General features: G+C 60.2%; 26 protein-coding genes. 11 read left to right on the top strand and 15 right to left on the bottom strand.

Annotated elements, in window-relative coordinates; all coding sequences use genetic code 11:
* Positions 1 to 73: 73 nt before the first annotated feature.
* Positions 74 to 727 (top strand): peroxiredoxin, encoded by a 654-nt coding sequence (locus tag KVG88_RS04400; protein ID WP_217870444.1) that lies wholly within the window; start codon positions 74 to 76, stop codon positions 725 to 727.
* Positions 728 to 770: 43 nt separating this feature from the next.
* Here KVG88_RS04400 and yghX read toward each other — a convergent pair whose 3' ends face one another.
* The 6 genes from yghX to KVG88_RS04370 form a co-directional block, all read right to left on the bottom strand.
* A complete protein-coding gene (yghX, locus tag KVG88_RS04395; protein ID WP_217870443.1) occupies positions 771 to 1658 on the bottom strand; it encodes a YghX family hydrolase in 888 nt (295 codons plus the stop codon).
* Positions 1659 to 1843: 185 nt separating this feature from the next.
* Positions 1844 to 2242: a heme-binding protein gene (locus tag KVG88_RS04390; RefSeq protein WP_150702536.1), complete on the bottom strand. Its 399-nt coding sequence runs from the start codon at positions 2240 to 2242 to the stop codon at positions 1844 to 1846.
* 17 nt (positions 2243 to 2259) lie between these two features.
* A complete protein-coding gene (glcF, locus tag KVG88_RS04385) occupies positions 2260 to 3480 on the bottom strand; it encodes a glycolate oxidase subunit GlcF (RefSeq protein WP_217870442.1) in 1221 nt (406 codons plus the stop codon).
* Positions 3481 to 3483: 3 nt separating this feature from the next.
* Positions 3484 to 4548: a glycolate oxidase subunit GlcE gene (gene glcE / locus KVG88_RS04380; protein WP_217870441.1), complete on the bottom strand. Its 1065-nt coding sequence runs from the start codon at positions 4546 to 4548 to the stop codon at positions 3484 to 3486.
* Positions 4548 to 6047 carry a glycolate oxidase subunit GlcD gene (gene glcD / locus KVG88_RS04375; RefSeq protein WP_217870440.1) on the bottom strand — a complete coding sequence of 500 codons (1500 nt, stop codon included), beginning with the start codon at positions 6045 to 6047 and terminating at the stop codon, positions 4548 to 4550. Before glcD ends, glcE begins: the two co-directional genes overlap by 1 nt.
* A gap of 248 nt (positions 6048 to 6295) precedes the next feature.
* The gene (locus KVG88_RS04370) at positions 6296 to 8059 is read right to left on the bottom strand and encodes an L-lactate permease (RefSeq protein WP_150702540.1); all 1764 of its coding nucleotides are present in this window, start codon (positions 8057 to 8059) and stop codon (positions 6296 to 6298) included.
* Between the two features lie 177 nt (positions 8060 to 8236).
* Here KVG88_RS04370 and KVG88_RS04365 point away from each other — a divergent pair, with 177 nt between their 5' ends.
* Entirely contained in the window at positions 8237 to 8473 is a 237-nt protein-coding gene (locus tag KVG88_RS04365) for a hypothetical protein (RefSeq protein WP_150702541.1), read from the top strand.
* 423 nt (positions 8474 to 8896) lie between these two features.
* Here KVG88_RS04365 and KVG88_RS04360 read toward each other — a convergent pair whose 3' ends face one another.
* The 3 genes from KVG88_RS04360 to KVG88_RS04350 all read right to left on the bottom strand — a co-directional run bounded on the left by KVG88_RS04360 (position 8897) and on the right by KVG88_RS04350 (position 12302).
* Positions 8897 to 9316, bottom strand: coding sequence for an organic hydroperoxide resistance protein (locus KVG88_RS04360; RefSeq protein ID WP_150702542.1), 420 nt, complete (start codon positions 9314 to 9316; stop codon positions 8897 to 8899).
* Between the two features lie 202 nt (positions 9317 to 9518).
* Entirely contained in the window at positions 9519 to 9737 is a 219-nt protein-coding gene (locus KVG88_RS04355) for a PLD nuclease N-terminal domain-containing protein (protein ID WP_150702543.1), read from the bottom strand.
* A gap of 120 nt (positions 9738 to 9857) precedes the next feature.
* Positions 9858 to 12302 carry a TonB-dependent receptor gene (locus tag KVG88_RS04350; protein ID WP_217870439.1) on the bottom strand — a complete coding sequence of 815 codons (2445 nt, stop codon included), beginning with the start codon at positions 12300 to 12302 and terminating at the stop codon, positions 9858 to 9860.
* A gap of 265 nt (positions 12303 to 12567) precedes the next feature.
* Here KVG88_RS04350 and KVG88_RS04345 point away from each other — a divergent pair, with 265 nt between their 5' ends.
* A complete protein-coding gene (locus KVG88_RS04345; protein ID WP_150702545.1) occupies positions 12568 to 13035 on the top strand; it encodes a cupin domain-containing protein in 468 nt (155 codons plus the stop codon).
* A gap of 14 nt (positions 13036 to 13049) precedes the next feature.
* Here KVG88_RS04345 and KVG88_RS04340 read toward each other — a convergent pair whose 3' ends face one another.
* Positions 13050 to 14474, bottom strand: a complete 1425-nt coding sequence (locus tag KVG88_RS04340; protein ID WP_217870438.1) for an MFS transporter — start codon at positions 14472 to 14474, stop codon at positions 13050 to 13052.
* Positions 14475 to 14607: 133 nt separating this feature from the next.
* Here KVG88_RS04340 and KVG88_RS04335 point away from each other — a divergent pair, with 133 nt between their 5' ends.
* The 5 genes from KVG88_RS04335 to KVG88_RS04315 all read left to right on the top strand — a co-directional run bounded on the left by KVG88_RS04335 (position 14608) and on the right by KVG88_RS04315 (position 20679).
* The gene (locus KVG88_RS04335) at positions 14608 to 15495 is read left to right on the top strand and encodes a LysR family transcriptional regulator (RefSeq protein WP_217870437.1); all 888 of its coding nucleotides are present in this window, start codon (positions 14608 to 14610) and stop codon (positions 15493 to 15495) included.
* Between the two features lie 513 nt (positions 15496 to 16008).
* Complete coding sequence (locus tag KVG88_RS04330; protein WP_217870436.1) at positions 16009 to 17406, top strand: TackOD1 domain-containing metal-binding protein; 1398 nt, start codon at positions 16009 to 16011, stop codon at positions 17404 to 17406.
* Positions 17403 to 18731: a glycosyltransferase family 2 protein gene (locus KVG88_RS04325; RefSeq protein WP_217870435.1), complete on the top strand. Its 1329-nt coding sequence runs from the start codon at positions 17403 to 17405 to the stop codon at positions 18729 to 18731. Before KVG88_RS04330 ends, KVG88_RS04325 begins: the two co-directional genes overlap by 4 nt.
* Position 18732: 1 nt before the next feature.
* Positions 18733 to 19557, top strand: a complete 825-nt coding sequence (locus KVG88_RS04320) for a hypothetical protein (RefSeq protein WP_217870434.1) — start codon at positions 18733 to 18735, stop codon at positions 19555 to 19557.
* Between the two features lie 6 nt (positions 19558 to 19563).
* The gene (locus tag KVG88_RS04315) at positions 19564 to 20679 is read left to right on the top strand and encodes an HlyD family secretion protein (RefSeq protein ID WP_217870433.1); all 1116 of its coding nucleotides are present in this window, start codon (positions 19564 to 19566) and stop codon (positions 20677 to 20679) included.
* A 47-nt stretch (positions 20680 to 20726) separates the two neighbouring features.
* Here the strand turns inward: KVG88_RS04315 and KVG88_RS04310 are convergent, their stop codons facing one another.
* Entirely contained in the window at positions 20727 to 20987 is a 261-nt protein-coding gene (locus tag KVG88_RS04310; RefSeq protein WP_150702552.1) for a hypothetical protein, read from the bottom strand.
* 415 nt (positions 20988 to 21402) lie between these two features.
* Here KVG88_RS04310 and KVG88_RS04305 point away from each other — a divergent pair, with 415 nt between their 5' ends.
* Positions 21403 to 22467 (top strand): hypothetical protein, encoded by a 1065-nt coding sequence (locus KVG88_RS04305; protein ID WP_217870432.1) that lies wholly within the window; start codon positions 21403 to 21405, stop codon positions 22465 to 22467.
* A gap of 16 nt (positions 22468 to 22483) precedes the next feature.
* A complete protein-coding gene (locus KVG88_RS04300) occupies positions 22484 to 22837 on the top strand; it encodes a DUF1428 domain-containing protein (RefSeq protein WP_150702554.1) in 354 nt (117 codons plus the stop codon).
* A 15-nt stretch (positions 22838 to 22852) separates the two neighbouring features.
* Here the strand turns inward: KVG88_RS04300 and KVG88_RS04295 are convergent, their stop codons facing one another.
* Entirely contained in the window at positions 22853 to 23047 is a 195-nt protein-coding gene (locus tag KVG88_RS04295) for a hypothetical protein (protein ID WP_217870431.1), read from the bottom strand.
* Positions 23048 to 23157: 110 nt separating this feature from the next.
* Between KVG88_RS04295 and thpR the strand changes: the two genes are divergently transcribed.
* Complete coding sequence (gene thpR, locus KVG88_RS04290) at positions 23158 to 23697, top strand: RNA 2',3'-cyclic phosphodiesterase (protein WP_217870430.1); 540 nt, start codon at positions 23158 to 23160, stop codon at positions 23695 to 23697.
* A 219-nt stretch (positions 23698 to 23916) separates the two neighbouring features.
* Here thpR and KVG88_RS04285 read toward each other — a convergent pair whose 3' ends face one another.
* The 3 genes from KVG88_RS04285 to KVG88_RS04275 all read right to left on the bottom strand — a co-directional run bounded on the left by KVG88_RS04285 (position 23917) and on the right by KVG88_RS04275 (position 26920).
* Entirely contained in the window at positions 23917 to 25014 is a 1098-nt protein-coding gene (locus KVG88_RS04285) for a polyamine ABC transporter substrate-binding protein (protein ID WP_217870429.1), read from the bottom strand.
* Between the two features lie 143 nt (positions 25015 to 25157).
* Complete coding sequence (locus KVG88_RS04280; RefSeq protein ID WP_150702558.1) at positions 25158 to 26042, bottom strand: ABC transporter permease subunit; 885 nt, start codon at positions 26040 to 26042, stop codon at positions 25158 to 25160.
* Positions 26039 to 26920: an ABC transporter permease subunit gene (locus KVG88_RS04275; protein WP_437176921.1), complete on the bottom strand. Its 882-nt coding sequence runs from the start codon at positions 26918 to 26920 to the stop codon at positions 26039 to 26041. Before KVG88_RS04275 ends, KVG88_RS04280 begins: the two co-directional genes overlap by 4 nt.
* Positions 26921 to 26946 lie beyond the last annotated feature (26 nt).

Genomic DNA, 26946 nt, shown 5'->3' with positions numbered 1-26946 from the left:
TATACTCAGTTGCCCGAATGCTGTTGCGAGTGCACTGACAGCATTCCTGACCCTCACTTTAAGGAGATCGATCATGACTATCCGCATTGGCGATGAGGCACCGGATTTCACCGCCGACAGTACTGAAGGGACTATTCGCTTTCATGAATGGATCGGCGACAAATGGGCCATCCTGTTCTCGCACCCGAAGGATTTCACCCCGGTGTGCACCACCGAGCTGGGCGAGGTGGCGCGACTGAAACCGGAGTTCGACAAGCGCAATACCAAAGTCATCGGGCTGAGCATCGACCCGGTCAGCGACCACCACGCGTGGCTCGGTGACATCGAAGAAACCCAGGGCCACGCCGTCAACTATCCCATGATCGGTGATGACGATCTGGTGGTCGCCAAGCTCTACGACATGATTCACCCCAATGCCAGCGGCGGCAAACGCACCGCCGTAGACAACGCCACCGTGCGCTCGGTGTTCATCGTCGGCCCGGACAAGAAGGTCAAGGCCATGTTGATCTACCCGATGAGTGCCGGGCGTAACTTCGATGAAGTGCTGCGGCTGCTCGACTCCTTGCAACTGAATGCCAAGCACACCGTTGCCACGCCGGTGAACTGGCGCCCGGGTGACGACGTGATCATTCCGACGTCGGTGTCCGATGAGGACGCGAAGAAGAAGTATCCGGACGGGTTCAAGACCCACAAACCGTATTTGCGCACCGTGGCACAACCGAAGTAACCACTTTGTAGCAGCTGGCTGCGCCAGCTGCTGCAGAACCAGCTCAAACCAGATACTTGCGAAACCATTCAATCGTACGATCCCACGCCAGCTTCGCCGCCGCTTCGTCATAGCGCGGGGTGGAGTCGTTGTGAAAGCCATGGTTGGCGCCGGGGTAGATGTGCGCCTCATAGGTTTTGCCGCCAGCCTTCAACGCCTGCTCGTAAGCCGGCCAGCCTTCATTGATCCGCGTATCCAGTTCTCCATAGTGCAACATCACCGGCGCCTTGATGCGCGGCACATCCTTGGCTTCGGGCTGACGACCGTAAAACGACACGGCCGCGCCCAGTTCCGGGTAAGCCACCGCCGCCGCATTGGTCACCCCACCGCCATAGCAGAACCCGGTGATACCGACTTTGCCGCTGCCGGCGTCATGTTTCATCATCCATTCAACAGCGGCGAAAAAGTCATTCATGAGTTTTTCCGGGTCGACTTTTTCCTGAAGCGCACGGCCCTTGTCGTCATTGCCCGGATAGCCGCCCACCGAGCTCAGGCCATCCGGGGCGAGGGCGATGAAACCGGCCTTGGCCACGCGCCGGGCGACGTCTTCGATGTAAGGGTTGAGCCCACGGTTCTCATGCACGACCACCACGCCAGCCACTTTGCCGGCGGCTTTCGCCGGGCGCACCAGATAGCCGCGCACTTGCCCGTGGCCCTTGGGGGACGGGTAGGTGATGTATTCGGCGATGATGTCCGGGTCGGTGAACTCGACTTGCTCGGCGAGGGCGTAGTTCGGGCTCAGGGAGGCGAGCAGCGCACTGGCGGTCAAGCCGCCCAGGGTGAACAGCGCGGCGCGGTCGAGAAACTCGCGCCGGTTGATCAGGCCATGGGCGTAGTAGTCGTAGAGTTCCAGCAACTCTGGCGCAAAGTCTTTCGCAGTGAGGCGGGTCATCGGTGTGCTTCCTCTTTTAGCGGCTTGATTGAACACGGTCCCCTTGGGGAACGGGTCGCCCACATAAACCGGACTAATATCCTGATGCCATGCGCATCGTCATTGTAGGTGCTGCCGCAGGCTGCGATCTTTTTCAGGCGCCAAGGACAGGAGCAAGATCAACAGATCGCAGCCTGCGACAGCTCCTACAGACACTGCGCCCCGACTTTCGCCACCTGCGCATCCTGCTCGGCCTTGACGCCGGACACACCGACCGCGCCGATCACCTGGCCGTCAACGATGATTGGTACGCCACCTTCCAGCGAAGTCAGGAGCGGCGCCGACAGGAAAGCCGTACGGCCACCGTTGACCATTTCTTCATAACCTTTGGATTCGCGCCGGCCGAGCGCCGAGGTACGGGCCTTTTCGGTGGCGATGTACGCGCTGATCGGCGAAGCCCCGTCGAGACGTTCGAGGGCCAGGGGATGACCGCCGTCATCGACCACCACGATGGTCACCGGCCACTGGTTGGCCTGGGCTTCGGTGCGCGCCGCAGTGAGAATCCGGCTGACTTCGGCCTGGCTCAGGATGGCTTTGCTGTTCATGGGCAATCTCCGGGGCGTTATTGGGACAGGGCGGCTTCGACCAGTTCGATCCAGTGCCGGACCGGTGTCCGGCCCGCGCCGTCGAGGTGTGACTGGCAGCCGATATTGGCCGTGACAATGACTTCGGGGTAGCCGCTTTCCAGGGCGTTCATCTTGTTGTCGCGCAGTTGTCGGGACAGTTCCGGCTGGGTCAGTGAATAGGTGCCTGCCGAACCACAGCATAGATGCCCGTCGGGCACCGTCGTCAGGTTGAAACCCAGGCGCATCAGCAGCGCTTCGACGGCACCACCGAGTTTTTGCGCGTGCTGCAAGGTGCAAGGGCAATGGAAGGCCACGCGTCGGGCGTTATGGATGCCGAGCTGTTCCAGCGGCTCATCGCGCAGCACTTCGACCAGGTCCCGGGCCAGTGCACTGACCGTTTTGGCCTTCTCGGCGTAAGCCGGGTCGCGCTCGAGCAAATGCCCGTAGTCCTTGATGAAGGCGCCGCAACCGCTGGCGGTTTGCACGATGGCTTCGGCGCCGTTTTCAATACTGGGCCACCAGGCGTCGATGTTGTGCCGGGCGCGATCCAGTCCGGCCGCCTGGGCGTCGAGGTGATAATCCACGGCCCCGCAACAACCGGCGCCGCTGACCGGCGTGACACTGATGCCCAACCGGTCGAGCACGCGCGCGGCAGCAACGTTGGTATTGGGTGACAACCCCGGTTGCACGCACCCTTCGAGCATCAACACGTGGCGGGCGTGGTGGGGGGTGGGGCGTTTTTTATCCACCGGTTTACTGCGCGGTAATTTACTTTGCAGCGTGCCGGGCAGCAGCGCGCGGAACATCTGGCCACTGTTGACCAGGGTTTTGAACAGGTTCGGATGCGGCACCAGTGCGCGCAGCCCCTCGCGCAACAGACGCTGGCCGATCGGGCGCGGCACTGCCGCATCGACCACGGCCCGGCCGATGTCCAGCAGGTTGTGATAATCGACCCCGGACGGGCAGGTGGTTTCGCAATTGCGGCACGACAGGCAGCGGTCCAGGTGTTGCTGGGTTTTCTGCGTGACTTCGTTGCCTTCGAGCACTTGTTTGATCAGATAAATGCGCCCACGCGGGCCATCCAGTTCATCGCCCAGCAACTGATAGGTCGGGCAGGTGGCGTTGCAGAAGCCGCAGTGCACACAGGTGCGCAGGATGCTGTCGGCTTCTTCGGCACGGGGCAGTCGGCGGGCGCTTTCACTCAGGGTGGTCTGCATGGTTCAAAGCTCCGCGTACAGGCGTCCAGGGTTGAAAATGCCTCGGGGATCGAGTTGCTGCTTGAGGTTGTGGTGAAAGCGCATCAGCCCATCGGGCAGCGGCTGGAATGGACTGTCGGTGAGACCGTGGCTGTAGCAGGTCACGTGGCCGCCGACTTCTTCGACAACCTGGCGGATGAACGACGCTTCAGCGTCAGACTTGAGCCAACGCTGTGCGCCGCCCCAGTCGATGAGCTGCTTGCCGGGCAGTGACAGGCGCGGGGTATTGTTGGGCAAGGACAACCGCCACAGCGGCTGGTCTTCGTCGAAAAAACTCAAGCGCTGTTCATTGAGGTCCGCCCAGTAAGCGGCCTCAAGCAGCTCACCGCCCAAACGATCGTGAGCGGCCGCCACCGAGCCTTCACCACCCTCAAGCCGCAAGTGCAAGCGCTCGCCGTCATGGCACGCGGCGCTGATCGGCAGCGGTTGCTGGCCCCATTCGGCCAGGCGCAGCAGCGCGCGTTCGGCGCTCATGTCCAGGCTGATGCTCAAGGCCTGGCGAGGTTTGGGCAGAACCTTGAGCGAGACTTCGGTGACCAGCCCCAAGGTGCCGTAACTGCCGGCCATCAGCCGCGACAGGTCGTAACCGGCGACGTTCTTCATCACTTCGCCACCGAAGCGCAGATGCTTGCCATGCCCGGTGATCACCCGTGTGCCAAGGACGAAATCGCGCACCGAGCCGGACCACGGCCGACGCGGCCCCGAAAGCCCACAGGCAATCATGCCGCCGACGGTGGCGTCATCGCCGAAGGCCGGCGGCTCACACGGCAGCATCTGCTGGGCAGCGTCCAGCACCTGTTTGAGTTCGGCCAAGGGCGTACCGCAGCGCACGGTGATCACCAACTCAGTCGGGTCATAAGTGACGATGCCCCGGTGTGAACGGGTGTCGAGTATTTCGCCGGCGGTCATGCGCCCCAGAAACGCTTTGCTGTTGGCGCCCTGAATGCGCAGCGGCGTGGCGTTTTCCAACGCCTGATTGACTTGTTCCAGCAGCAGCGCGCTGTCGTCCATATCGACTGATCCGTGCATCAGAAACGCTCCAGGTCAGGGAAGGGCAATTGCCCGGCATGCACGTGCATCGCGCCGAATTCGGCGCAGCGGTGCAGCGTCGGGATGTTCTTGCCGGGGTTAAGCAATCCGCTGGGGTCGAACGCGGCTTTGATCGCGTGAAACAGGGTCAACTCATCGCTGTTGAATTGCGCGCACATCTGATTGATCTTCTCGCGACCGACGCCGTGTTCACCGGTGATGCTGCCGCCGACCTTCACGCACAACTCCAGAATCTTGCCGCCCAAGGCTTCGGCGCGGTCCAGTTCGCCGGGCTGATTGGCATCGAACAGGATCAACGGGTGCATGTTGCCATCGCCAGCATGGAACACGTTGGCGACGCGCAAACTGTATTCGGCCGAGAGTTCGGCGATGGCCTTGAGCACGCCGGGCAATTCGCGGCGCGGGATGGTGCCGTCCATGCAGTAATAGTCCGGTGACAGGCGACCGACCGCCGGAAACGCATTTTTGCGACCGGCCCAGAAGCGCACACGTTCGGCCTCGTCCTTGGCCAGGCGCACTTCGGTGGCACCGGCCTGTTCCAGTACCTGGCGCACGCGGTCGCAGTCGGCATGCACGTCAGCCTCAACGCCGTCGAGTTCGCACAGCAAAATGGCCTCGGCTTCCACCGGATACCCGGCGTGAATGAAGTCTTCGGCGGCGCGGATCGCCAGGTTATCCATCATCTCCAGACCACCGGGAATGATCCCGGCCGCAATAATGTCGCCGACGGCGCGGCCAGCCTTTTCCACGGAATCGAACGCTGCCAGCAGGACCTTGGCGGACTGCGGCTTGGGCAGCAATTTGACCGTGACTTCGGTGATGACCCCGAGCATGCCTTCGGACCCGGTGAACAGGGCCAGCAGGTCAAGGCCGGGGGAGTCGAGGGCGTCGGAGCCCAGTATCAGGTGTTCGCCCTCGACGGTGAGGATGTCGACCTTGAGCAGGTTATGCACGGTCAGCCCGTATTTCAGGCAATGCACGCCGCCGGCATTTTCCGCGACGTTACCGCCAATGGAGCAGGCGATTTGCGAGGATGGGTCGGGTGCATAGTACAAACCGTAGGGTGCGGCGGCCTGGGAGATCGCCAGGTTGCGCACCCCGGGCTGAACCCGAGCGGTGCGGGCGGCGGGGTCGATGTGGAGGATCTGGTTGAAGCGCGCCATCACCAGCAACACGCCTTTTTCCAGTGGCAGTGCACCACCGGACAAACCGGTCCCGGCCCCCCGGGCCACTACCGCTACCCGGCGCGCGTGGCACAGGCGCAACACCCCCTGAACCTGCGCGATGTCACGTGGCAGCACCACCAGCATCGGCGTGGTGCGGTAAGCCGAAAGCCCGTCGCACTCGTAGGGTTTGAGTTGCTCCTGTTGATGCAGGATTTCCAGCTCGGGCATCTGCGCTTGCAGGGCCAGCAATAACGCGTTTTTGTCGACGTCGGGCAAGACACCGTCAACGCGCTCATCGTAAAGAATGTTCATCGACGCTCGACCCTCGTTTTGTAGTTATGTGAGGTCTGTTTTCGGTCCAGTGTTTTAATAATTGGCCCGTCGGGTTCCGCTGTCCATGGGTTCTTTGTCTGCCAGCGGGTCAATTCATTCAAAAAAACCGGTCCCCTGTAGGAGCGAGCCTGCTCCTACAGTTGAATGTCTTGTGTGAAAAAAGCCCGGGAGGCGAACCTCCCGGGCACGGATTGAGCTTTAGCGCAGGAAACTCCTTATCTGTCGATTCAATGTCCGCCCACCACCATATGGCTGAACGGCGCCACATATGCTTGCAACGTCACCAGCCCGCCGACCAGGATCGCCAGAATGATCGAGTGGAAGAACACATAACGCAGGATTTCCCCTTCGTGGCCGTACCAGCGGGTAGCGGTAGACGCGACCACAATCGACTGCGCATCGACCATTTTGCCCATCACCCCACCGGAACTGTTGGCGGCGGCCATCAACACCGGGCTCAGGCCCAGTTGCTCGGCGGTCACCCGCTGCAAGCCGCCGAACAGCACGTTGGAGGCGGTATCAGACCCCGTCAGCGCCACACCGAGCCAACCGAGTAACGTGCCGAACATCGGGTAGAAAATCCCCGTCGCGGCGAAAGCCAGGCCCATGGTGGCGTCCAGCCCGGAATAGCGCGTGAGGAAGCCCAAAGCGAGCATCGCCGTGATGGTGATCAACGAATAGCGCACCACCCACAGCGTTCGCAGGTACTGGCTGATCAGTTGCGGGATGGAATACCCCATCAGCAAGCCACCGACAATCGCGGCCAGCAAGATGCCGCTGCCGGTGGAGGTGAACCAGGTGAATTTGTAGACCGCCTCTTCGACTTTAGGCGCTGGCACCACCGGTGGCACTTTCTCGATTTGCTGGTGGATGCTGGTGAAGGTCAGGATCGGCGCGAACACCGGGTTGGCTTCGCGCATGGGTTTGCCCTGCGGGTCGAGCTTGGCCGAGTTGGTGGCCGGATCGATCGCCGGGCGGGTGTCGAACATGTTCTTGAAGCCCTGGGTGCCCCAAGCGAACACAAACACGGTGAGGATGATCCACGGCATCCACGCCCGCATCACGGCTTTTTTCGTGTCGCTGGAAAAAGCCGCCGTCGGTTCAATTTTGGATTCGTGTTCCGCATCGATTTTCGAGTTGTCGACCCGGCCGGTGAGCGCGGCGGAGGTGTGCACCGTCGCCGGTTTCCAAACCTTGAGGAAACCGGTCAGGCAGGCCATGGAAATCAGCGCGGCGATCACGTCCACCAGCATCGGTCCGTGATAGTTGGACACGAGGAATTGCGGAATGGCGAAACTGACCCCGGCCACCAGAATCGCCGGCCAGATTTCCAGCATCTTGCGCCATCCGGCAAAAGCCCAGATCAACCAGAACGGCACGATCACCGAGAAGAACGGCAGTTGCCGACCGACCATCATCGACAGCTCCATTTCATCCAGCCCGGTGACCTTGGCCAGGGTAATGATCGGCGTGCCCAACGCGCCGAATGCCACCGGTGCGGTGTTGGCGATCAGCGCCAGGCCCGAGGCGGCCAATGGCGAAAAGCCCAGGCCAATAAGGATCGCACCGGTCACTGCCACTGGCGTACCAAACCCGGCCGCGCCCTCAAAGAACGCGCCGAAGCAGAACGCAATCAACAGCAATTGCAGGCGTCGGTCGTCGGTGATCCGCGCCAGGGAATCCTGAAGCACTTTGAACGAACCGTTCTCGGTGGTCAGACGGTGCAGGAAGATGATGTTGAGTACGATCCAGCCAATCGGTAGCAACCCGTTGGCCGCGCCGTATAAAGCAGCCGATCCGGCCATGCCGGCGGGCATGCCGAACGCGAAAATGGCGATCACCAGCGCCGAGGCCAGGGCGAGCAGTGCCGCCAGGTGTGCCTTGACATGGAAAAACGCGAGGGCTGCCAGCATCACCACCACCGGCACGGCGGCCATGAGGGTGGACAGTACCGGGTTATTGAACGGATCGTAGATTTGCTGCCAAACCATGTTCCACCTCTGCTTTTTATTGTTCGATGCGCAGACCCCGGAGGGGCGGTGGCTTCTAGTATAGGTGGCATTTCGCCGCTGTCAGGCGAAGTGTTCAGCGCCGTGATTCAGCGCAATTCAGGGGCTGAGCTAGCATTGCCTGTAAGGTCGAAAACCTGCCACGGGAGGAAAATCGCAATGACTGAGCGCCATCTGGAACACAAGGAAACGCTATCGAACGGATGCAGCATCAAGGTCAAGGCCGAGATATTGAAGGACGGTTCGTTGGGCATGTTCATTGGGGTTTACCGGCCGGATGGCACCGCTATCGACGAAAACCACGACCCCAAACCGCACATGCTCGATATGGAAGCGGCGATGGACTGGGGCGTCGATATCGCCAAAGGGATCGGCAACAGCCAGCGAACGTTGTGAGGTTCGGCAGGCATAGCATTTTTGAGTCCTGCGAGGTTTTTTGAAGAAGGAAATCGGTCTAAAAACAGCGTCGCACACCGCGAGTGTTTTGCTACTCTGAAGGTGTAGGTGAAAACGCAGACTGATGCGCAAGCGGATAGCGAGGACGCGTGGGGCGCGCTCCGAAGGGTACACGGTTAGAAAGATCTCCGCGCTGAGATCCAGCCCTTATGCCGTGTGAAGCAGGACAGTGCATATTGCTGTTTCTGTGGGAGTCCTGATAAACCTCGTAAGCCAGAGACCAGCGCTGGCCACCTACTTGGCTCTCGAAGCCTGCTTGTGCCGCTGTGAACATACAGCTCGCCAAGATCAAATGCCCCGAATCTCCGGGGCATTTGTTTATCTGTCACTTTTGTTTGCGCCTGTCCCACCCGGCGCCATCCCTCACACCAGATTGATCGTCACGTCGATGTTGCCACGGGTCGCTTTGGAATACGGGCAGGTCTGATGGGCTGCGTCCACCAGTGTGCGCGCCAATGTTGGCTCAACACCGGGCAGGCTGACGTTCAACCGCGCCTGCAGAAAGAAGGCGTTGTCGGTCTTGCCCAGATCAATCTCGGTCGCGACGCTGACGTCGCTCGGCAGGCTCACTTTCAATGCCGCCGCAGCCTTGCCCAGCGCACCGATGAAACAGGCCGACCAGCCGGCGCCCAACAGCTGCTCGGGATTGGTTCCGCTACCGGAAGAGCCCGGTGGGGAGAGCTTGACGTCCAGACGCCCGTCGTCACTGCGCGACTCGCCCTGCCGACCGCCAGTGGTAACAGTCTTGCCGGTGTACAGCACGGTATCGATGTGATTGATCATGAAGTGATTCCTGCAAAGGTTGAACTGCGACCCGAGCACTTTTTCACTTTCATGTACACCGTATGTGTCCTGAACCCCGCCGTTGTGTATCGCTGTGTAGCCTCCCTGGCGCCCAATACAGACCGATACAAAAAACAACCGAGAATGTATTTTGTCAGGCTGCTAACGCATGACCCCCGGTCATGCGTTAGCGCACGTCGCGTTATTGTCGGGCTTGCGCCGACCGCGGGTTGTGCGCGATTTGCTTCGGCCCGGCCAAGGCCCAGGCGATCAACCCCAACAGTGGCACAAACACGATCACCACCATCCACACCCCTCGGGTGCTTGCCTTGCCTTCGCTCTTGCGCAACCGATTGATCGCCCACAATTCAATGAGTAGCAGTACTGCCGCGAGTACGATCCACGTTGGTTCAAAATGCATGTTTCACCTCCTGATGGTCTTTCAGTTAGGTGAACGTGCGGCGGCAGGGTTCATTAAATTTGCGCAACGCTACGGCAGATCGTGTCCTTTCGATCGCCGTAGCGAGGGGCTGGAAGCCGTTTAGAAATCCACCGTCGCCGACAATTTCAGCGTGCGTGGCTCACCCTGCGTCAGGTAGTTGTTGGCGGTTGAAGCCGACGACCAGTACGCCTTGTTTGCCACGTTTTCGACGTTGGCACGCAAGGTGATGTATTTGTCGTCGGCCTTGAAGCCGTAGCGGGCACCGAGGTCTACGCGGGTCCAGGCCGGGATGCTCAAGGAGTTGGCCGCGTTCACGTATTCACCGCCGGTGCGCAGCATGCGTCCGCTGAGCGCGGCGCCTTGAATGCCCGGCACGTCCCAGTCGGCGCCCAGGTTGTACTGGAAGCGCGGCACGCCGGCGGCGCGGTTGCCGTCGTTCAGGCCGTTGGAGGTTTTCTTCTGTTCGGTGTCCATCCAGGTTGCCCCGGCCAGCACGCGCAGGCCGTCGAGCGGTTCGCCAAACACGTTCAGTTCCACACCTTTGTTCACTTGCTCGCCGTCCACGCTGAAGGTCGGCAAGCGGTTGCCGGTGACGGTCGAGGTCGAGCTGTTCGGCATCTCGATGCGGTACACACCGAGGGTCGCGCCGAAGCTGTTCCAGTCGAGTTTTACCCCGGCCTCGGTTTGCTTGCTGCGGTTGGGTGCGAACACTTCGTTGGGGTTGGTAACGCCGGTGGATGGCGAGGTCGGGCCTTGCTGCAGGCCTTCGATACGGTTGGCGTAGAACGACACGTGTTCCCACGGCTTGATCACCAGGCCGTAGACCGGCGTGGTGATCGACTCTTCGTAATTCGCTGTGCGCGCGCCGCTGGTGGTGTTCCATGCGTCGACTTCGATGGTCTGGCGACGCACGCCGAGGGTCAGCAGGATGCGGTCGTCGATAAAGCCCAGGGTGTCGGACACGGCCGCACTTTTGACCCGGTTCTTGCCAACAATGCGCGGGTCGTGGATATCGCTGCCGAAGTAGGTGTTGGTCGGACGGGGCACCTGCACCGGGTTGTACAGATTGCCGTTGACGCGGTTGGCCACCAGGATCGCCTCGAAGGCCGAACGCTGCTCACCCCAGGTGCCGGACAGTCCAAAGTTCATCTGATGCGTGATCGGGCCGGTGTTGAAATGGCCGTTCAAACCGGCGATGGCGCTTTTGTTGTCTTCGTCGTGGGGCGAGTAGAGAAACCCGACTTTGCCGCTGCCGTCGTTGCCGACATACAGCGACGAGTACTGGCCGTTTTCCCGGGTGTGCTTGGCGCCGCCGCCGGCGTAAGCGGTCCAGTTGTCGTTGAGGTCGTACTCGCCGTTGACCATGCCGTAGGTGTCTTCAAGCTCCGACCAGGTCCAGTCCTGGGCGTAGTTGTCCTTGGCCGAAGGCGCGTGCGGGACTTTGGTCCCGGTCGGGTAGACCACCGAGCGACCGTTGTTGATGCGTTGTTTCTGATAGCCCAGGTCGGTGGAGAGGCGCAGGCGCTCACCGCGATAGTCCAGGCCCACGGCGATCAACTGTGAGTGTTCGCTTTCATCATCCACGGCAGTATCGCCGCCATGTTGCGCGAGGTTGACCCGCGCACCGAAACGGTTGTCTTCGCCGAAGCGCTGGCCGAGGTCGATATGCCCGCCGACCTGGCTGTCGCTGGCGTAATCGAGGGTTGCGCTGCGGGTCGGGGTGTCCTGGGCGCGCTTGGGCACCAGGTTGACGCTGCCGCCGATACCGCTTCCCCCCGGCGCAACACCGTTGATGAAGGCGTTCGGGCCTTTGAACAACTCGACTCGTTCCAGCGCTTCGGTGGTGATGATCTGCCGGGGCAGTACGCCGTACAGGCCATTGAACGATATGTCGTCCGTGGTCAGCGGCAGGCCACGAATGGTGAACACCTGGGAGAAGTTACCGAAGCCGGCCGACTGACGCACCGAGGCGTCGTTGAGCAATACATCACCCACGGTTCGCGCCTGCTGATCCTCAATGGTCTTGGCGGTGAAACTGACCACACTGAACGGTACATCGTTGATATCGCGATTGCCCAGCACACCCAGTCGCGCCGAGCGGGCAACCTGGCCGCCGGCATAGGTGTCGGCTTCAGACGCCACACCGCTGACGGTGGTGGCCCCCAGTTCCAGCGCAGCGCCGCTATTGAATGGCGGTGCCACGGTGTAGCTGTCCGCTCCGGTGTTGATCAGCGAAAAACCGCTGCCTTGCAACAACCGGTCGAAACCGGACTGCACCGTGTAGCTGCCTTGCAGGCCCTGACTGGTTTGGTCTTTGAGCAAATCGGCATCGAATGACAGCAACACACCCGACTGCGCCGCAAACTGCGCCAGCACACTGGACAGCGAACCCGCGCCAATGGCGTAGGTGCGCGAGGCGCTTTGTGTGGCATCGGTAGCCCAGGCACTGTGAGCGGGGGCCACGACGGACAGGGCGATGGCCAGGCTCAACACATTCATGGCGCTGCGGGGTTTGGAGCGGTTCGGGAGCGATCGGGATGTCATTCGGCAATGCCTGTGGGTGCAAAGGAAAAATGAGAATTCCCTTACACACCGAACGACCACGAAAAAGGTATCAGCGAAAAGTGAAAATAATCTCGGCCTCGTTCGCGGGCCTGTGTATCCGAACGTATCTCCTTAGCCGACAGCTACGTGCGAATACAAAAACAGCGCAGCGTGACACGTGCGCGATACACGACGGAGGCGTAATGGGGCTGCCACACAACGGCGCCCCGCGCACTGTTTACCCTGCGCTCATTGGAGAATTGCGATGTCCCGAAATAACAAAACCAACGCCACCCGCCTGCTCGGCGTCGCCATCGTCACCGCCGCACTCAGCGCTTTCGCTGGCGTGTCCCAGGCCCAGGAGACCAAAGCGGCCGCCGACGCTGGCCAAGCGCCCGCCAAGAGTTGGCAAACCGGTCTCAAGCGTACCGATCTGGTACGTCGCGACCTTGGAATAGAAGGGCAGGAAGTGATCCAGGTGCTCGTCGATTTCGATCCGGGCGTCGCATCGCCGAAACACTCCCACCCGGGTGTCGAAGTCGCCCACGTGATTTCAGGGACATTCGAGTACGAGCTCGAAGGCCAGCCGAACGTCACGCTCAAGGCCGGTGACTCCCTGTACATTCCAGCCGGCACCGCCCACGTCGCGAAAAACGTCGGCACGGTCAAGGCTTCGGAACTGGCGACTTACATCGTCAAGAAAGACACGCCGTTGTTGAAAATCGAACAGTAAGCACAAGGGCCGGTTTAACGCTGATCACGCTCCGTGATCAGCGTCCGGCTGCCGACCGCAATCAGGCACGCCAAACCCATCAGCCCCAACGCGACGGTGAAAGTCATGCGCAGGCCACGGGCAATCGCCTCAGGCTGCGCATCGGGGATGTCGACCGTCGCCGAGGTCATGGCGAATACCGCGCCCATCAGCGAAGCCCCGGTGATCAGCCCCAGATTACGTGACAGGTTGAGCAAACCGGAGACCACCCCCCGTTGCTCCGGCTGAACGCCGGCCATGACCGCTGTGTTGTTGGCGGTCTGGAACAGCGCGTAGCCCAACGTGAGCACCACCATCGGCGCGATGTAACCGGCAATGCCCAGGCTGCTCGGCAGCACCGACAACAGGAAGCAGCCGCTGGCAATGGTGATCAGACCGACCAGCGTCATGCGCCGCGCGCCGAAACGATCGGCAATCCGTCCGGCCGGTACGCCGGTCAACGCGGCCACCAAAGGCCCGACCGACAACACCAGCCCGACTCCGATGGCGTTCAATCCAAGCGTCTGCGCCAAATAAAACGGCCCGACCACCAAGGTTGTCATCAATACTGAAGTCACCAACAGGCTCATGATCAGGCTGCTAATGAGCTGTGCATCGCGGAACATCGCCAGGCGAATCAACGGCGCCGCAACGCGCCGTTCCACCGACACAAACAGACCAACGCCCACGCACGCCGCCAGCAACAATGCGAGGTTCAATGCGCCAAAATGACCACGGCCCAAGGTCATGGCCAGTGTGTAGGCACCCAGCGTGAGGGCCAGCAACAGGGTGCCCAGCGGATCGAACGCGGTCCGCTTGGCTGGCTGCCGATCAATCGGCAAAGAGCGCACGGCCAGCAGCCAGGTCAGCAAGCCCAAGGGAGCGCTGATCAGGAACATTGCCTGCCACCCGAAGCCACCGATCAGCAGACCACCCAATGACGGCCCCAACGCTGTGCCGATGGCCGACATGGTGCCAAGCAGGCCCATGGCGCTGCCGGTCTTCTCCTTGTTGACCGTTTCACTGACGAAGGCCAACGTCAGCGCCATCATGATCGCAGCACCAAGCCCTTGCAGCGCACGGGCAGCAATCAGCCCTTCAAGGCTCGGGGCCAGGCCGCACAGGGTCGAGGCCAGCGTGAACACGCCGATGCCGGACAACAGCAAACGCCTACGTCCGAAGAGGTCGCCGAGACGGCCGACGCTGACGATCAGCGTCGTGATGGCCAGCAGGTAGGCGAGCACGATCCACTGCACCTGCTGAAAAGACGCGTTGAACACTTGGGCCAAGGTCGGTAAGCCGACATTGGCGATGCTGGTGCCCAGGGACGACAGCAGCATCGACAGCGACAGGCTGGCCAGTGCCCAGCGGGTTGAGCGTGTGCGGCGTCCGCTGGCTGTAACGGCTGATGGGGAATCCATGCTCGAACCTCTTTGCTCGCCGCTCCCGATTGGAGCTATCGCAAATCTACGCAGGCTCCTAACATGGAGGAAGACGCACCGAACGCACTTGATACGTGCAGCAAACGCCATCTCACTCAAGCCCGAGGTTTGCATGTCCACTCCCGATTTCAACTTGTTGGTGACCCTGGACGTGCTGCTCGCAGAGGGCAGTGTGGCGCGCGCGGCCAAGCGCTTGCGCCTGAGCCCTTCGGCAATGAGCCGTGCGCTGGCGCGACTGCGGGAAACCACGGGTGATCCGTTGCTGGTCAGGGCCGGCCGGGCACTGGTGCCCACACCCCGGGCACTGGAATTGCGCGAGCGGGTCAGTCAGCTGGTGCTGGAGACACAAGCGGTACTGCGCCCGGCCGAACAGCCGGACTTGGCACAGGTGACGCGGACCTTCACCTTGCGCACCAGCGAAGGCTTTGTCGAAAACTTTGGCGCCGAGCTGATTGCCCGAGTCGCCGCACAGGCGCCGGGTGTACGCCTGCGCTTCATGCACAAGCCGGACAAGGACAGCACCGCGCTGCGCGAAGGAACGGTGGATCTGGAAACCGGCGTGGTTGGCAAAGCCACCGGGCCAGAATTGCGCACCCAAGGGTTGTTCCGTGACCGTTTGATCGGCGTGGTGCGCGCTGGTCATCCACTGACTGAAAGCCCGATGACTCCCGAACGCTATGCCGCCGGCAAGCACATCAGTGTGTCTCGGCGGGGTGTCGAATTCGGACCCATCGACGAAGCCCTGCAACCACTCGACCTGCAGCGGCACATCGCGACCATCGTGGCGGGTTTTTCGACGGCGCTGGCACTGGCGCGATCCTCCGATTTGATCGCCAGCGTACCGGAACGACACACCACCAACCTGCGAACCGGGATGTACAGCTTTGCGCTACCTGTATCCCTGGCGGAATTTACCGTCGCCATGCTTTGGCATCCTCGGCTGGATGCTGATCCCGTGCATCGCTGGTTACGCAGCTGCCTTAGAGACGTGTGTGTTTAAACGCGTCCCACGATAATCAAATGGAGAGGATTGCTGAGAGGGAAGTTAGTGTCTTTGTATTGAAACACTTCCTGTTTCATTCATGTAACGCATGCTGGCGACTCCGTTGAAGTGGGTAATATGAATTAAATATTTTGTTATAAGGAGCTGGTTAAGTTCCGCTGGTGAAAATGATTAGGGTGGAATGAGTTGCCTTTGTAAATGAAAGTGAATTGCAGATGCTGATTAAGCGCTGCACGGTAATGTAGCTGGCCAATAGGCAGTATTCATAATATTTTAATATGATGCAGCGTTAGTTATGTAACTTATTGATAATACGATAGTAAATTATTAGTTGTATTGCTATCTATTTGTATTGAAAAGCGCTTGAGAAATTTGAACGGCCCGTCGAACTATTGTCATTCGCACTGTCAAAAAATAACTTCACAAATAACCACACGCTTTTTCGGATGCAATGCTAGTGTGGGTGGCTTCCCATTAACCGCACTGGTCTTTCTGTAGAGGACGTGCGTCATGCCTACTCCAAAACCGCGGATTGCGATACTCGGTAATAGAGTTCCAGGTTTGAACATTCCAGAACTCGAACACTTTACCGATCTTGGCAGTCTGTTGGCTGCCGTTGCATTTGATGTCGTCCTGTTGGACATGCCCGCCGCTTATGCGGCCAAAGTACTTCGCAAGCTGCGCTCCATCGAACCCTACCGCTACACGCTTATCTACTGTTGCCGCGATCAGGATGGCTGGTGCGAAGCATTGGGTGACGGCGCGTACCCGATTGAATCCAGCGAGATCAAAACCCAGTGGGCCAGTTGGCAGGAACGCTTCCGGCTCTTCCGACAAGGGTCGGGTCAGGAGCGTTTCGAGAGCCGTGTGCTGACCTGGCTGTGGCTGCGTGATAACGCTCAGGTGTATGCCCTGCGGGACCCTGAAGTGCCCCAGCATTATCGCTATCCCTTGCTGGACGCCCTGGCGGACAACGAACCGGTCAACTCGTTTGTCTGGCTCAGCCTGATGGTGCAGCAGGACTGGCTGGAGGAGGGCGTACTGGTCGACCGCGTCCGGCTGTGCTCGGACTGTGGTTCGGGCCGGCTCAATTACATTGACGTGTGTGCCGAATGTCATGCCCTGGACATCTCGCGGCAACCGTCATTGCATTGCTTCACCTGCGGTCATGTCGGCCCTCAGGAATCATTTCTCAAGGACGCGGTGCTGTTGTGTCCCAACTGCCTGAACCGCTTGCGCCACATTGGCAGTGATTACGACCGGCCGATGGAGAACTACCGCTGCCGCTCCTGCCAGGCCTTTTTTGTCGATGCCGAAGTGCAGGCGCGTTGCCTGGACTGCGGGCTGTCGCACTCGCCCGACAAACTGCGGGTACGCGAGGTCAGGGATTTTCGCCTGGCCGAGGCCGGGCGCTTTCGCTGCCGACAGGAGTTCAGCGAGCGTTCGGCGCGACACTTCGGGCGGCTCAACCTGCTGGGCGGCAAGGATTTCTTTGAACTGCTGAACTGGCAGATCCAGATCGTACGACGCTATTCGCTGCCGGCTTTTTCACTGATCGGCCTGCGCTTCGTCAACTTGGCTGGCACGTTGACCCGTCTGGGCGAACAGCGCGGTCACGCCTTCGTCGACAGTGTCGCCGAACGGCTGCAAGAGTCGGTCAGGGAAACGGACCGCTGCTCTCGCAGCACTGAAGAGTACTTCTGGATCATGTTGCCGCACACCGACGAAAAGGGTCTGGAGAGCGTAAAGCAGCGCTTGGGTCGGGTCGCCGAGCTGTTTTCAGCGCCGGAGATCAGCGACGTTTCCCTGCGGGTCGTCAGCATCACCGCCCCCAAGGACCTGATCGACCAGGAAGACGCTGAACTGTTGGTGGCGCGTCTGGCCGGCGAACTGGGGGACGCGCCATGAGCCCGTTCATGGAGCAACTGTACAGCTTGATCAGTGCGTTCATGGGAACGGACGGATTGAGCCGATTGTTCTACATGCTGTTTCCGCTGTTCCTGATTTTCGAATTGCCGCTGATGGTCCTGGTGATGCTCGGGGTACTGCGCTGGTTCACCCGGCGACGCACCCGCGTACCAAAGACCAGTGTCTATTGCCCCCGGGTTTCTTGCATCATCACCTGCTACAGCGAAGGCATGGACGTGCAGACCACGCTGCTGAGTCTGTGCGAGCAGACGTACCCTGGCCACATCGAGATGATTCCGGTGGTCGACGGCGCCACGGTCAATCAACCGACGCTTAGCGCCGTACGCGGTTTCATCGTCGACCCGCAGCTGTATCCCAGGCGCCATTTGCGCCCGATCGCCAAATGGCAGCGGGGCGGGCGCGTGTCGTCGTTGAACGCCGGGTTGTCGCTTGCCAGCGGTGAAATCGTGATGGCGCTCGATGGCGATACGTCCTTCGACAACAACATGGTCAGCTCCATCGTGCGCCATTTCGAAGACCCATCGGTGCCGGCGGTGGCCGGTAGCCTGCGGGTGCGCAACGTCTGGGCGTCCTGGGTCACGGCAATGCAGGCGCTGGAATATCTGCTGTCGATCCACATGTCGAAAATCGGCCTGTCGGAATGGAACCTGGTCAACAACGTCTCGGGTGCCTTTGGCGCATTTCGCCGCAGTTTCCTGGTGAAAATCGGTGGCTGGAATACCCATACCGCCGAGGACCTGGACCTGACGCTGCGGATCAAAAGCTACTTCAAGCGCCATGACCTGCGAATACCTTTCGAGCCAGAAGCAATCGGCCACACCGACGCACCAAAGACGCTGCGCGATTTCCTCATGCAGCGCCTGCGCTGGGATGGCGATCTGTTTTTTCTCTACATCAGAAAGCACAACCGCAACATCGACCCTAAATTGTTGGGTTGGCGTACCTTCGTGATGATCCTCCTGACCGGCTTCTTTTTTCAGCTGGTGCTGCCGTTCCTGATCTTCAGCTACACCTTGACGGCGTTGTTCGTGCTGCCGGGCAAGACGCTGCTGTTTCTGTTCGTGCTGGTTTACCTGCTGTACCTGCTGATCACCGCGGTGCTGTTTTTCGCCATGTTGGTGATGGTCTCGGACCGGCCGCGGAAGGACGCGGTACTGGGGCTGCTGGTGCCGGTTTTCCCGCTGTTCATGCTCATCCTGCGGTGCTGGAGCGCGGTGGCGATGCTCAATGAGATATTTCGTCGCGGGCATGAAGAGAGTTCGATGGCGCCGTGGTGGGTGCTTAAACGCGCCACGAGGTTTTGACATGCGATCGATATTGCTGGCCTTGGCACTACTGGCAGCTCAGCCCATGACGCTGCAGGCAAAGCCGCCGAGCAACTGGTCCCAGGCGAGTTACGTCTGGGACAGTGAAGCGCTGCTCGATCCCGGGCATCGGGCGGCTGAGCTTGCCGCCCTGCGCAAAGCGGGGATGGACAAGATCTACCTGGGCCTCAAGGCCGCCCAGATCAAAGACCTTGGCACCACGCGCCAACGGCTGGAGCAATTACTGGAGCAGGCGAGCGGCGAAGGGGTGCAGGTCAGCCTGCTGCTCGGCGATCCGGAGTGGATCAAGCCGGAGGGGCGCGACCAGCTCAGCGATTTACTGGGCAAACTCAAAGGCCTTCCCTTCGTCAGCCTGCACCTGGACCTGGAGGTCGAGCAACTCGGCGTACCGGTACCCGATCAACGGTTGAAGGACTGGCTCGACACTCTGCGCCTGGCTTCTCGGGAAAGCCCGTGGCCTGTCGAGATTTCCAGCCATCCACGCTGGTTTGTCGATGCAAAACCCGGCCAGACCTGTGTGCCGTGCGGCCTTCCCGAGGCGGGCGTGCGCCAGGTCAGCCTGATGATTTATACCCGCAACCCGAAAAACAGTGCCCAAAGAGCAGAGCAGATCGCCAAACGCTGGCCCGATCTGCAATTTCGCCTCGCGCAAAGCACGGAGCCGCAATTGGATGCCACGGAAAGCTGGTCCGGCGCGTCAACCGAACAGTTGCAACGCCAGAGCAGCGCCTGGCGTGAACAACTGCAACCCCAAGGGATTGCCGGCATCGACTGGCAAGCCTGGCGAGACTTTCCAAAGCGGTGATTCGTCATGAAGATACGTTTCGATAGTCGCAAAGAACTGAATCCGACTCAGGAACAAGGTTTGACTGTGCTCTATGCGCCGGGCAAACGCATGGCGTTCCGGGTGCGCTGGTACCTGATCCTGTTGTTGGTGGCGAGCCCCTTGATCTGGCTGGGCGGCAAGCTGGTTTACGGCATGTTGATAATCGATGCACCGGCGCAACTGCGTCTGCCGATTCTTGAAGTGCGAGCGCGGGATGCCGGGCGGGTCGAGCAATTGTTCGTCAAGGCTGGCGAGCAGGTGCGGATCGACCAGCCGCTGGCCAACCTCGACAACCCCGAATGGCGTGCCCGGCTGGCGCAGCTCGCGGCGATCCCACCGGACGAGACGCGCTTGAGCAATACCAAGCTGGGAGGCCGCGAACGTCAATTGCTCAGGACCCGAATCGCCCGGGCGGAGGATCGCGTGCAGGTACTGGAAGATCTGGTGATACGCGGCGCGGTTTCCCGGGGTGAAGTGTTGGCCGCGCAGTCTGAACTCGACAGTTTCAGGGCCGATTTGCTGGCGTTTGAACGCCGCGAACAACAGGCCAATCAGTTGCCGGTGGGCGATGAACGTGAGAAGGCACAGCGCATTGCCGAGCAAAAATGGTTACAGACCCGCCTGGCTGCGCTGCCGGTGACTGCCGCGCAAAGCGGACGAGTGGCAGAAGTGTTGGTCAACCCCGGTGAAAACGTCGGCGCCGGCACCCTGTTGATGCGCATCGAGCAACTGGAAGATCCGCTGCTGTGGATTTACCTGGAACCACTGAACATCAGTTACGCCGCCATTGGCCAGCCATTGCGCGTGCGCATGCCCGATGGCGAGTGGCTGACGGCCCACGTCGTCCAGGCCGTGGACAGCGCCGGCCGTACGCCAACGGTGTTGCGCGGGCCTTTCGCTGCTAGCGAAATGGGCTTGCAAGTGGCCGCGCGGTTTGACCGGCCGCTGTCGCCACGCTGGAGAATTGATCAACTGCCGTTGAACGTGCGCTTTCCCACCGACTGGCAACAAATGCTCACGGACGGCCGTGAACTCATCAATGAATTGGGCGATTTCATCGCCATGGACCGGCCCGCCACTGCCGTGCAAGCGAGAGAATAAGTCATGACTGAGCGAATTCCACTGACACGTGGGGCGGGTTTCCTTGCTTAAAAGTATTGATTACGACGCGCGCCAGCGGCGACTTCGGTCGCCAGCAGATGCTCGGCCAGCACATCGTTGAGAAAGCGGAACTGATCGTTTAGGCCGACCACTTCATTGTTGAAGTGGTTACCGGCCGCAGGAATCAGCAGCGCTTCGAATTTTTCGTCGAACACCAGGGTCAACACCTTACGAGACTCATATTGCTGCGAGTAGTAGTTGTTGCCGAACACCGGGAAGCTCACGGCCAGGGTGACTTCGTTGATCATGACGTGCGCTCCTCGGAGAGAAGGAACCAGGCAAAAACGCTCAAGGTGAAGGCCGTCAGGGCCAGACAGGTCAGGAGATGAATCAGCATGGTTCGACCCTCCGCTACAGGGTTTCGTGTTGGGTTGAAAGTGATCCTACGCTGACGGTTGCGGGGCGGAAGGCATTCGTGGCGATGGTGAATATCGATGGCAGTGATGGTCGGTTTTTTGGGTGTTTTCACGGGCCTCATCGCTGGCAAGCCAGCTCCCACAATGGACCGGGTTGGCCAATAAACTGTGGGAGCGGGCTTGCCCGCGATGGCGGCATCAGCGGCAACATCAACGCTGGGTCGGTAGAGACTGCCACCTATACTCAAAACAGGGGCTTCTGCGCGCCGGGCATCTGGTTCGGCGCAGACTTTAGGGAACCGCGATCTTGAACCGGCGTTCGCTGATCGTCGTCGTGCTGCTGATGCTGGCGGGATGCGCCACGGCCCCGCGTGCGCCGGTGGAAGTGCCGCAGGTCATGGTTTCACCCAGTACCTGGCAACAAGTCGATCAGGAAATTGTCAGCGCGTCGCAGTCGGCCACCGAACAAACCAAAATCTACGCCCGTGGCGCCATGGATTATTGGCGTACGCGGGTCTATCAGTTGACTGAAGAAAATTTCATCCCGTGGTTCAGCAGCTATTGGACCCAGGAATGGCTGTCGATGAAGGTCAGTTGGTACACCATCAGTGCCAAGGGCGAGCAGGACACGTCGGAAAAACGCCTGGCCGCCTATCTGCTGGAGCAATACCAGGAAAGGGTCCTGGCACCGGTAGCGGTTGAGATCGATCCCGACGCAATTCTCAGCCTGGCATCGGCCTTCTATGTGGACATTCTGAAGGAGGCACTGCAGAAAATTTCCCAACGCCACGGTGTACCCATCGCGCAACTTAACGGCCGAATCCAGAAAATCCCGGCGATTGCCCTTGGCCCTCCGTCGGCGCGAAATGCTTCGCTGTACACGATCGTCCACGCAGAGCCGCTGAATTCATTGCCCGCCTACGCGGCATTGGTCGATAAAGTGCACAAGGCCGGTGGCGAAAAAGGGGTCGACTCGACCGACACCGCCATGGCACCGGTGGCCAGGCGTGCGAGCCAGCGCATGGAAGCCGAAATGGCTCCGCGTGGGGCGGCGAGTGCCGTGGCGGCAGCGGCGGGCAAACTTGCTGGGGGATTGATTACCGTGGGCGTGGCGGGCATTCGTGCCCTGATTCAGGCCGCTGACCGCCCGGACAGCGAAGCGCTGATCCGCAGTAGCCTGGGTAACACGTTCGACAAGGCCTGGACCAAACTCGTGCAGAACCCGACCAGCGGCGTAATGGCGGGCACCTTGTACATGGCGGGGCAGATCGAGGGGAGTTTGGCGCAGAGTGCGCAACCGCCGGTCGGCGTCAGCGGAGGCGCTGTCGATTGGAGCCCGACCGAATCGACTAACCAGCAGATCAACCCATGAAACAAGGAGAAGACTCATGTCTTATGTCGATGGCTTTGTTGCCGCTGTACCCACCGCCAACCGCGAAAAATTCAAGAAGCACGCCGAGATCGCCGCTGCCATTTTCATCGAGAATGGCGCGCTCAGCCTCGCCGAGTGCTGGGGCGACGATGTCCCCGACGGCAAGGTGACCTCGCTGCCCATGGCGGTGAAACTCAAAGAGGACGAAACCGTGGTGTTTTCCTGGATTGTCTGGCCGGACAAGCCTACCCGCGATGCCGGGATGGCGAAGCTGATGACCGATCCGAGGGTCCAGCCAGACGTCAACCCAATGCCGTTCGATGGTCAAAGGATGATTTTCGGCGGTTTTGAAATGATCGTGAAAGCCTGAATCGAAAGTGCAGGATCATTCCGCCGCCGGGGTGATCCTGCAACTCTTGCGATTGCGGATTTCGTTGTCCGTCGGCCGCTCGCGGATGAACTCGAAACGCGGTTCGCCCTCGCTGTAATGCACCAGCCAGCCCCATTCCAGCTCGAATTCGTCCTGCCCGGGCTTGGGTGGCATGGCCCACCAGGGTTCTTTGCTGAGGATCTGTCGCATGGCAGCCTCCGGTTGATTCGCTTGCTTGAACTATAACGTGCCTGTCGCCAGGCGCCAGAAACGGGCGTGCCGGTTGTACACTCAAACGATTCCCGTAAGAGAGCGACGGCATGACTGACGAATCCCGTGAACCGTTCAAACGGCTGTTCTTTGCCCTGGACTGCGCACCGGCGCAACGCAAGGCCATTGCCCAATGGCGCAGCGCTTTGCAGCTGAGGAGCGGACGCCCGGTGCCGGCGGAGAATTTTCATCTGACCCTGAAGTTCCTGGGCTCGGTCGCCATAGCGCAGATTGCTGATATCTGTGATGCGGCTGGGTCTGTGCGCACGTCGGGCGAGCGGTTGACCGTGGTGCTGGATCGGCTGGATGTGTGGCGCAGGGCAGGGGCCTTGGTGTTGGCGCCGGAACAGGCACCGCCGGCGTTGTTGCGGTTGGTGTATGACCTGGAACAGGCCGTGCTGCCGTTTGCGCTGGAGGATGCACCGCGGGAATTTCGCCCACACCTGACCCTGGCCCGGGACTATCACGCGCCGGTCCCGGAATCCGCCACGCCGCCGGAATTCTTCCTGCGCGCCGATCGTTTCATCCTGTTCGAATCGCACAAGGGCCGCTATCGGGCGCTGGCCGATTGGCCGCTGGGCGGTGAGTAAGCACCAACAAAAAAGGCGCCCGAGGGCGCCAAACTTCACCTTAACCGAGGAGCCAGGTGAGTGATGCAGCGGTGGTAAGGCGCTGCATGAATGAAAAATTTTTAAGTTCTCCTGTAGGAGCTGCCGAAGGCTGCGATCTTTGATCTTGATTTTGAAGAATAAAGTCAAAAGATCGCAGCCTGCGGCAGCTCCTACAAATGCGGCGTTGTGTGTAATCAGTTACTTACCGAGCTTCACCTTGGTCCAGCCCCGGGTCATGATCCGTTGCACGGCAATCGGCTGGTCAGGAATCGCATACAGCGTGGCCATCACCGCTGCTGGCGGGTACGAACCCGGGTCGTTGCGGATCGCTTCGTCCACCAGCGGCGTCGCTGCGGCGTTGGCGTTGCTGTAGCCGATGCTGTTGGTGATCTCGGCGATGATGTCAGGGCGCATCAGGAAGTTCATGAACAGATAGGCCTCCTCGACGTTCGCCGCATCACGCGGGATGGCGACCATGTCGTAGAAGCTGCCGGCGCCTTCTTTCGGGATGCTGTAGTCGATCTTCACCGTGTCGCCGGCTTCCTCGGCGCGGGCCTTGGCTTGCAGTACGTCGCCGGAGTAACCGACGGCCACGCAGATGTTGCCGTTGGCCAGGTCGGAGATGTACTTCGACGAATGGAAGTACGACACCGACGGGCGAATCTTCATGAACAGCGCTTCGGCCTCGGCGATATGCGCCTTGTCCTGATCGTTCACCGGGTAGCCCAGGTAGTGCAGGGCGGCCGGGATCATTTCGGTCGGCGAATCGAGGAAACTGATACCGCAGGCTTTGAGTTTTTCCGCGTTTTCCGGTTTGAACAGCAAGTCCCAGGAATTGGTCGGTGCATTGGCGCCGAGCACTTCCCTGACCTTGGCCGGGTTGAAACCGATGCCGATCGAGCCCCACATGTACGGGAAAGCGTGGGCGTTATCCGGGTCACTGGCAGAGGCGTTTTTCAGCAGCACCGGATTGAGATTCTTCCAGTTCGGCAGCTTCGACTTGTCCAGCTCCTGATAGACGCCGGCCTTGACTTGCTTGGCCAGGAAACTGTTGGACGGCACGACGATGTCGTAGCCGGACTTGCCCGCCAGCAGGCGTGCTTCAAGGGTTTCGTTGCTGTCAAAGACATCGTAGGTCACGCGGATGCCGGTCTCGTCTTCGAACTTCTTGACGGTGTCCGGGGCAATGTAATCCGACCAGTTGTAGACGCGCAGAACCTTGTCATTGGCCTGGGCGCCCGAGGCGATCGCGCCCAATAAGGACAGTGTCAGCAGAGTCCTGCCAAACATTTTCATCGGTACAACTCCATTCTTTTTTATTCAAATACGCAAAAAAAAATTTCAATCAACCTGTAGGAGCTGTCGAGTGAAACGAGGCTGCGATCTTTTGATTTTTGGAAGCAAGATCAAAAGATCGCAGCCTGCGGCAGCTCCTGCATTTAAGCGGTGGCTTCCAGCATTTGCTTTTTAGGTTGTTGCCACGATTCGCTGGCGGTCTGGTCCATCGCCTCCTGGATCGCGCGTTTACGGCTGGCTTCGGCGCGGCGGCTGAAGTACCAAACCATGAAGGTCACGATCGACACGGCCAACAGGATCAGGCTGGCCACGGCGTTGATCTCGGGTTTCACGCCCAGACGTACCGCCGAGAACACTTCCATCGGCAGGGTCGTGGAGCCCGGGCCGGACACGAAGCTCGCCAACACCAGGTCATCCAGCGACAGGGCGAACGACATCATGCCGCCCGCTGCCAGTGACGGCGCGATCATCGGAATGGTGATCAGGAAAAACACCTTGAACGGTTTGGCACCGAGGTCCATGGCCGCTTCTTCGATGGACAGGTCCAGCTCGCGAAGGCGGGCGGAGACTACCACCGCTACATACGCGGCACAAAACGTGGTGTGGGCGATCCAGATCGTGACGATGCCACGCTCCATCGGCCAACCGATCATCTGCGCCATGGCGACGAACAGCAGCAACAACGACAGACCGGTGATCACTTCAGGCATCACCAGCGGCGCGGTCACCAGGCCGCCGAACAGCGTGCGCCCCTTGAAGCGGGTCACGCGGGTCAGCACGAATGCGGCCAACGTACCCAGTGCCACGGCGGCAATCGCGGTGTAGCAGGCGATTTCCAGCGAGCGCACCACCGAGCCCATCAGTTGCGAGTTGTCGAGCAGGCCGGCGTACCACTTGAACGACCAGCCACCCCACACCGTCACCAGTTTGGAGGCGTTGAACGAGTAGATCACCAGAATCAGCATCGGCAGGTAGATAAACGACAGGCCGAGCACCAGCATCAATTTTGAGAACCCGAAACGCTTCATCCCCGTGCCTCCATCTCTTTGGCCTGACTGCGGTTGAACAGCAGAATCGGCACAATCAGGATCAACAGCATGACCACCGCCAGAGCAGATGCCACCGGCCAGTCACGGTTATTGAAAAATTCTTGCCACAGCACGCGACCGATCATCAGGGTCTCCGGGCCGCCCAGCAGCTCCGGAATCACGAACTCGCCGACCACCGGAATGAACACCAGCATGCAACCGGCGATGATGCCGTTCTTGGCCAGTGGCACGGTGATTTTCCAGAAGCTGTTGAAGGTGCTCGAACCCAGGTCCGATGCGGCTTCCAGCAGGCTCTGATCGTGCTTCACCAGGTTGGCGTACAGCGGCAGAATCATGAACGGCAGATACGCATACACCACCCCGATATACACGGCGGTATTGGTATTGAGGATTTCGATCGGGTGCGAGGTCAGGCCGGTCCACATCAGGAAACCGTTGAGCAAACCGTTGTTGCTGAGGATGCCCATCCACGCGTAGACGCGGATCAGGATCGCGGTCCAGGTCGGCATCATGATCAACAGCATCAGGACGTTTTGCGCTTCCTTGCTCGCCTTGGTAATGGCGTAGGCCATCGGGAAGCCGATCACCAGGCAGGCCAGCGTGCTGAACAGCGCAACCTTCAACGAACCGAGGTAAGCCGAGAGGTACAACTCGTCTTCACCCAGCAAGGTGTAGTTGCCGATGTTGAGCATCAGTTCGAACTTCTGCTCGGCGTAGGTGTAGATCTCCGAGTAGGGCGGAATGGCCAGCGCGGCTTCCGAGAAGCTGATCTTCATCACCAGGAAAAACGGCAACATGAAGAACAGGCACAGCCACACGAACGGAATGCCGATGACCAGTTTTCGCCCACTGGGCACCAGGCGCAGGAATTGCTGATTGAAGG

It is taken from the genome of Pseudomonas azerbaijanoccidentalis (assembly GCF_019145495.1).
In the GTDB taxonomy this organism is placed as follows: Bacteria; Pseudomonadota; Gammaproteobacteria; order Pseudomonadales; family Pseudomonadaceae; genus Aquipseudomonas; species Aquipseudomonas azerbaijanoccidentalis.
The sequence above is the reverse complement of the archived record's forward strand: the minus strand, read 5'-3'. Positions and strand labels throughout refer to the sequence as shown.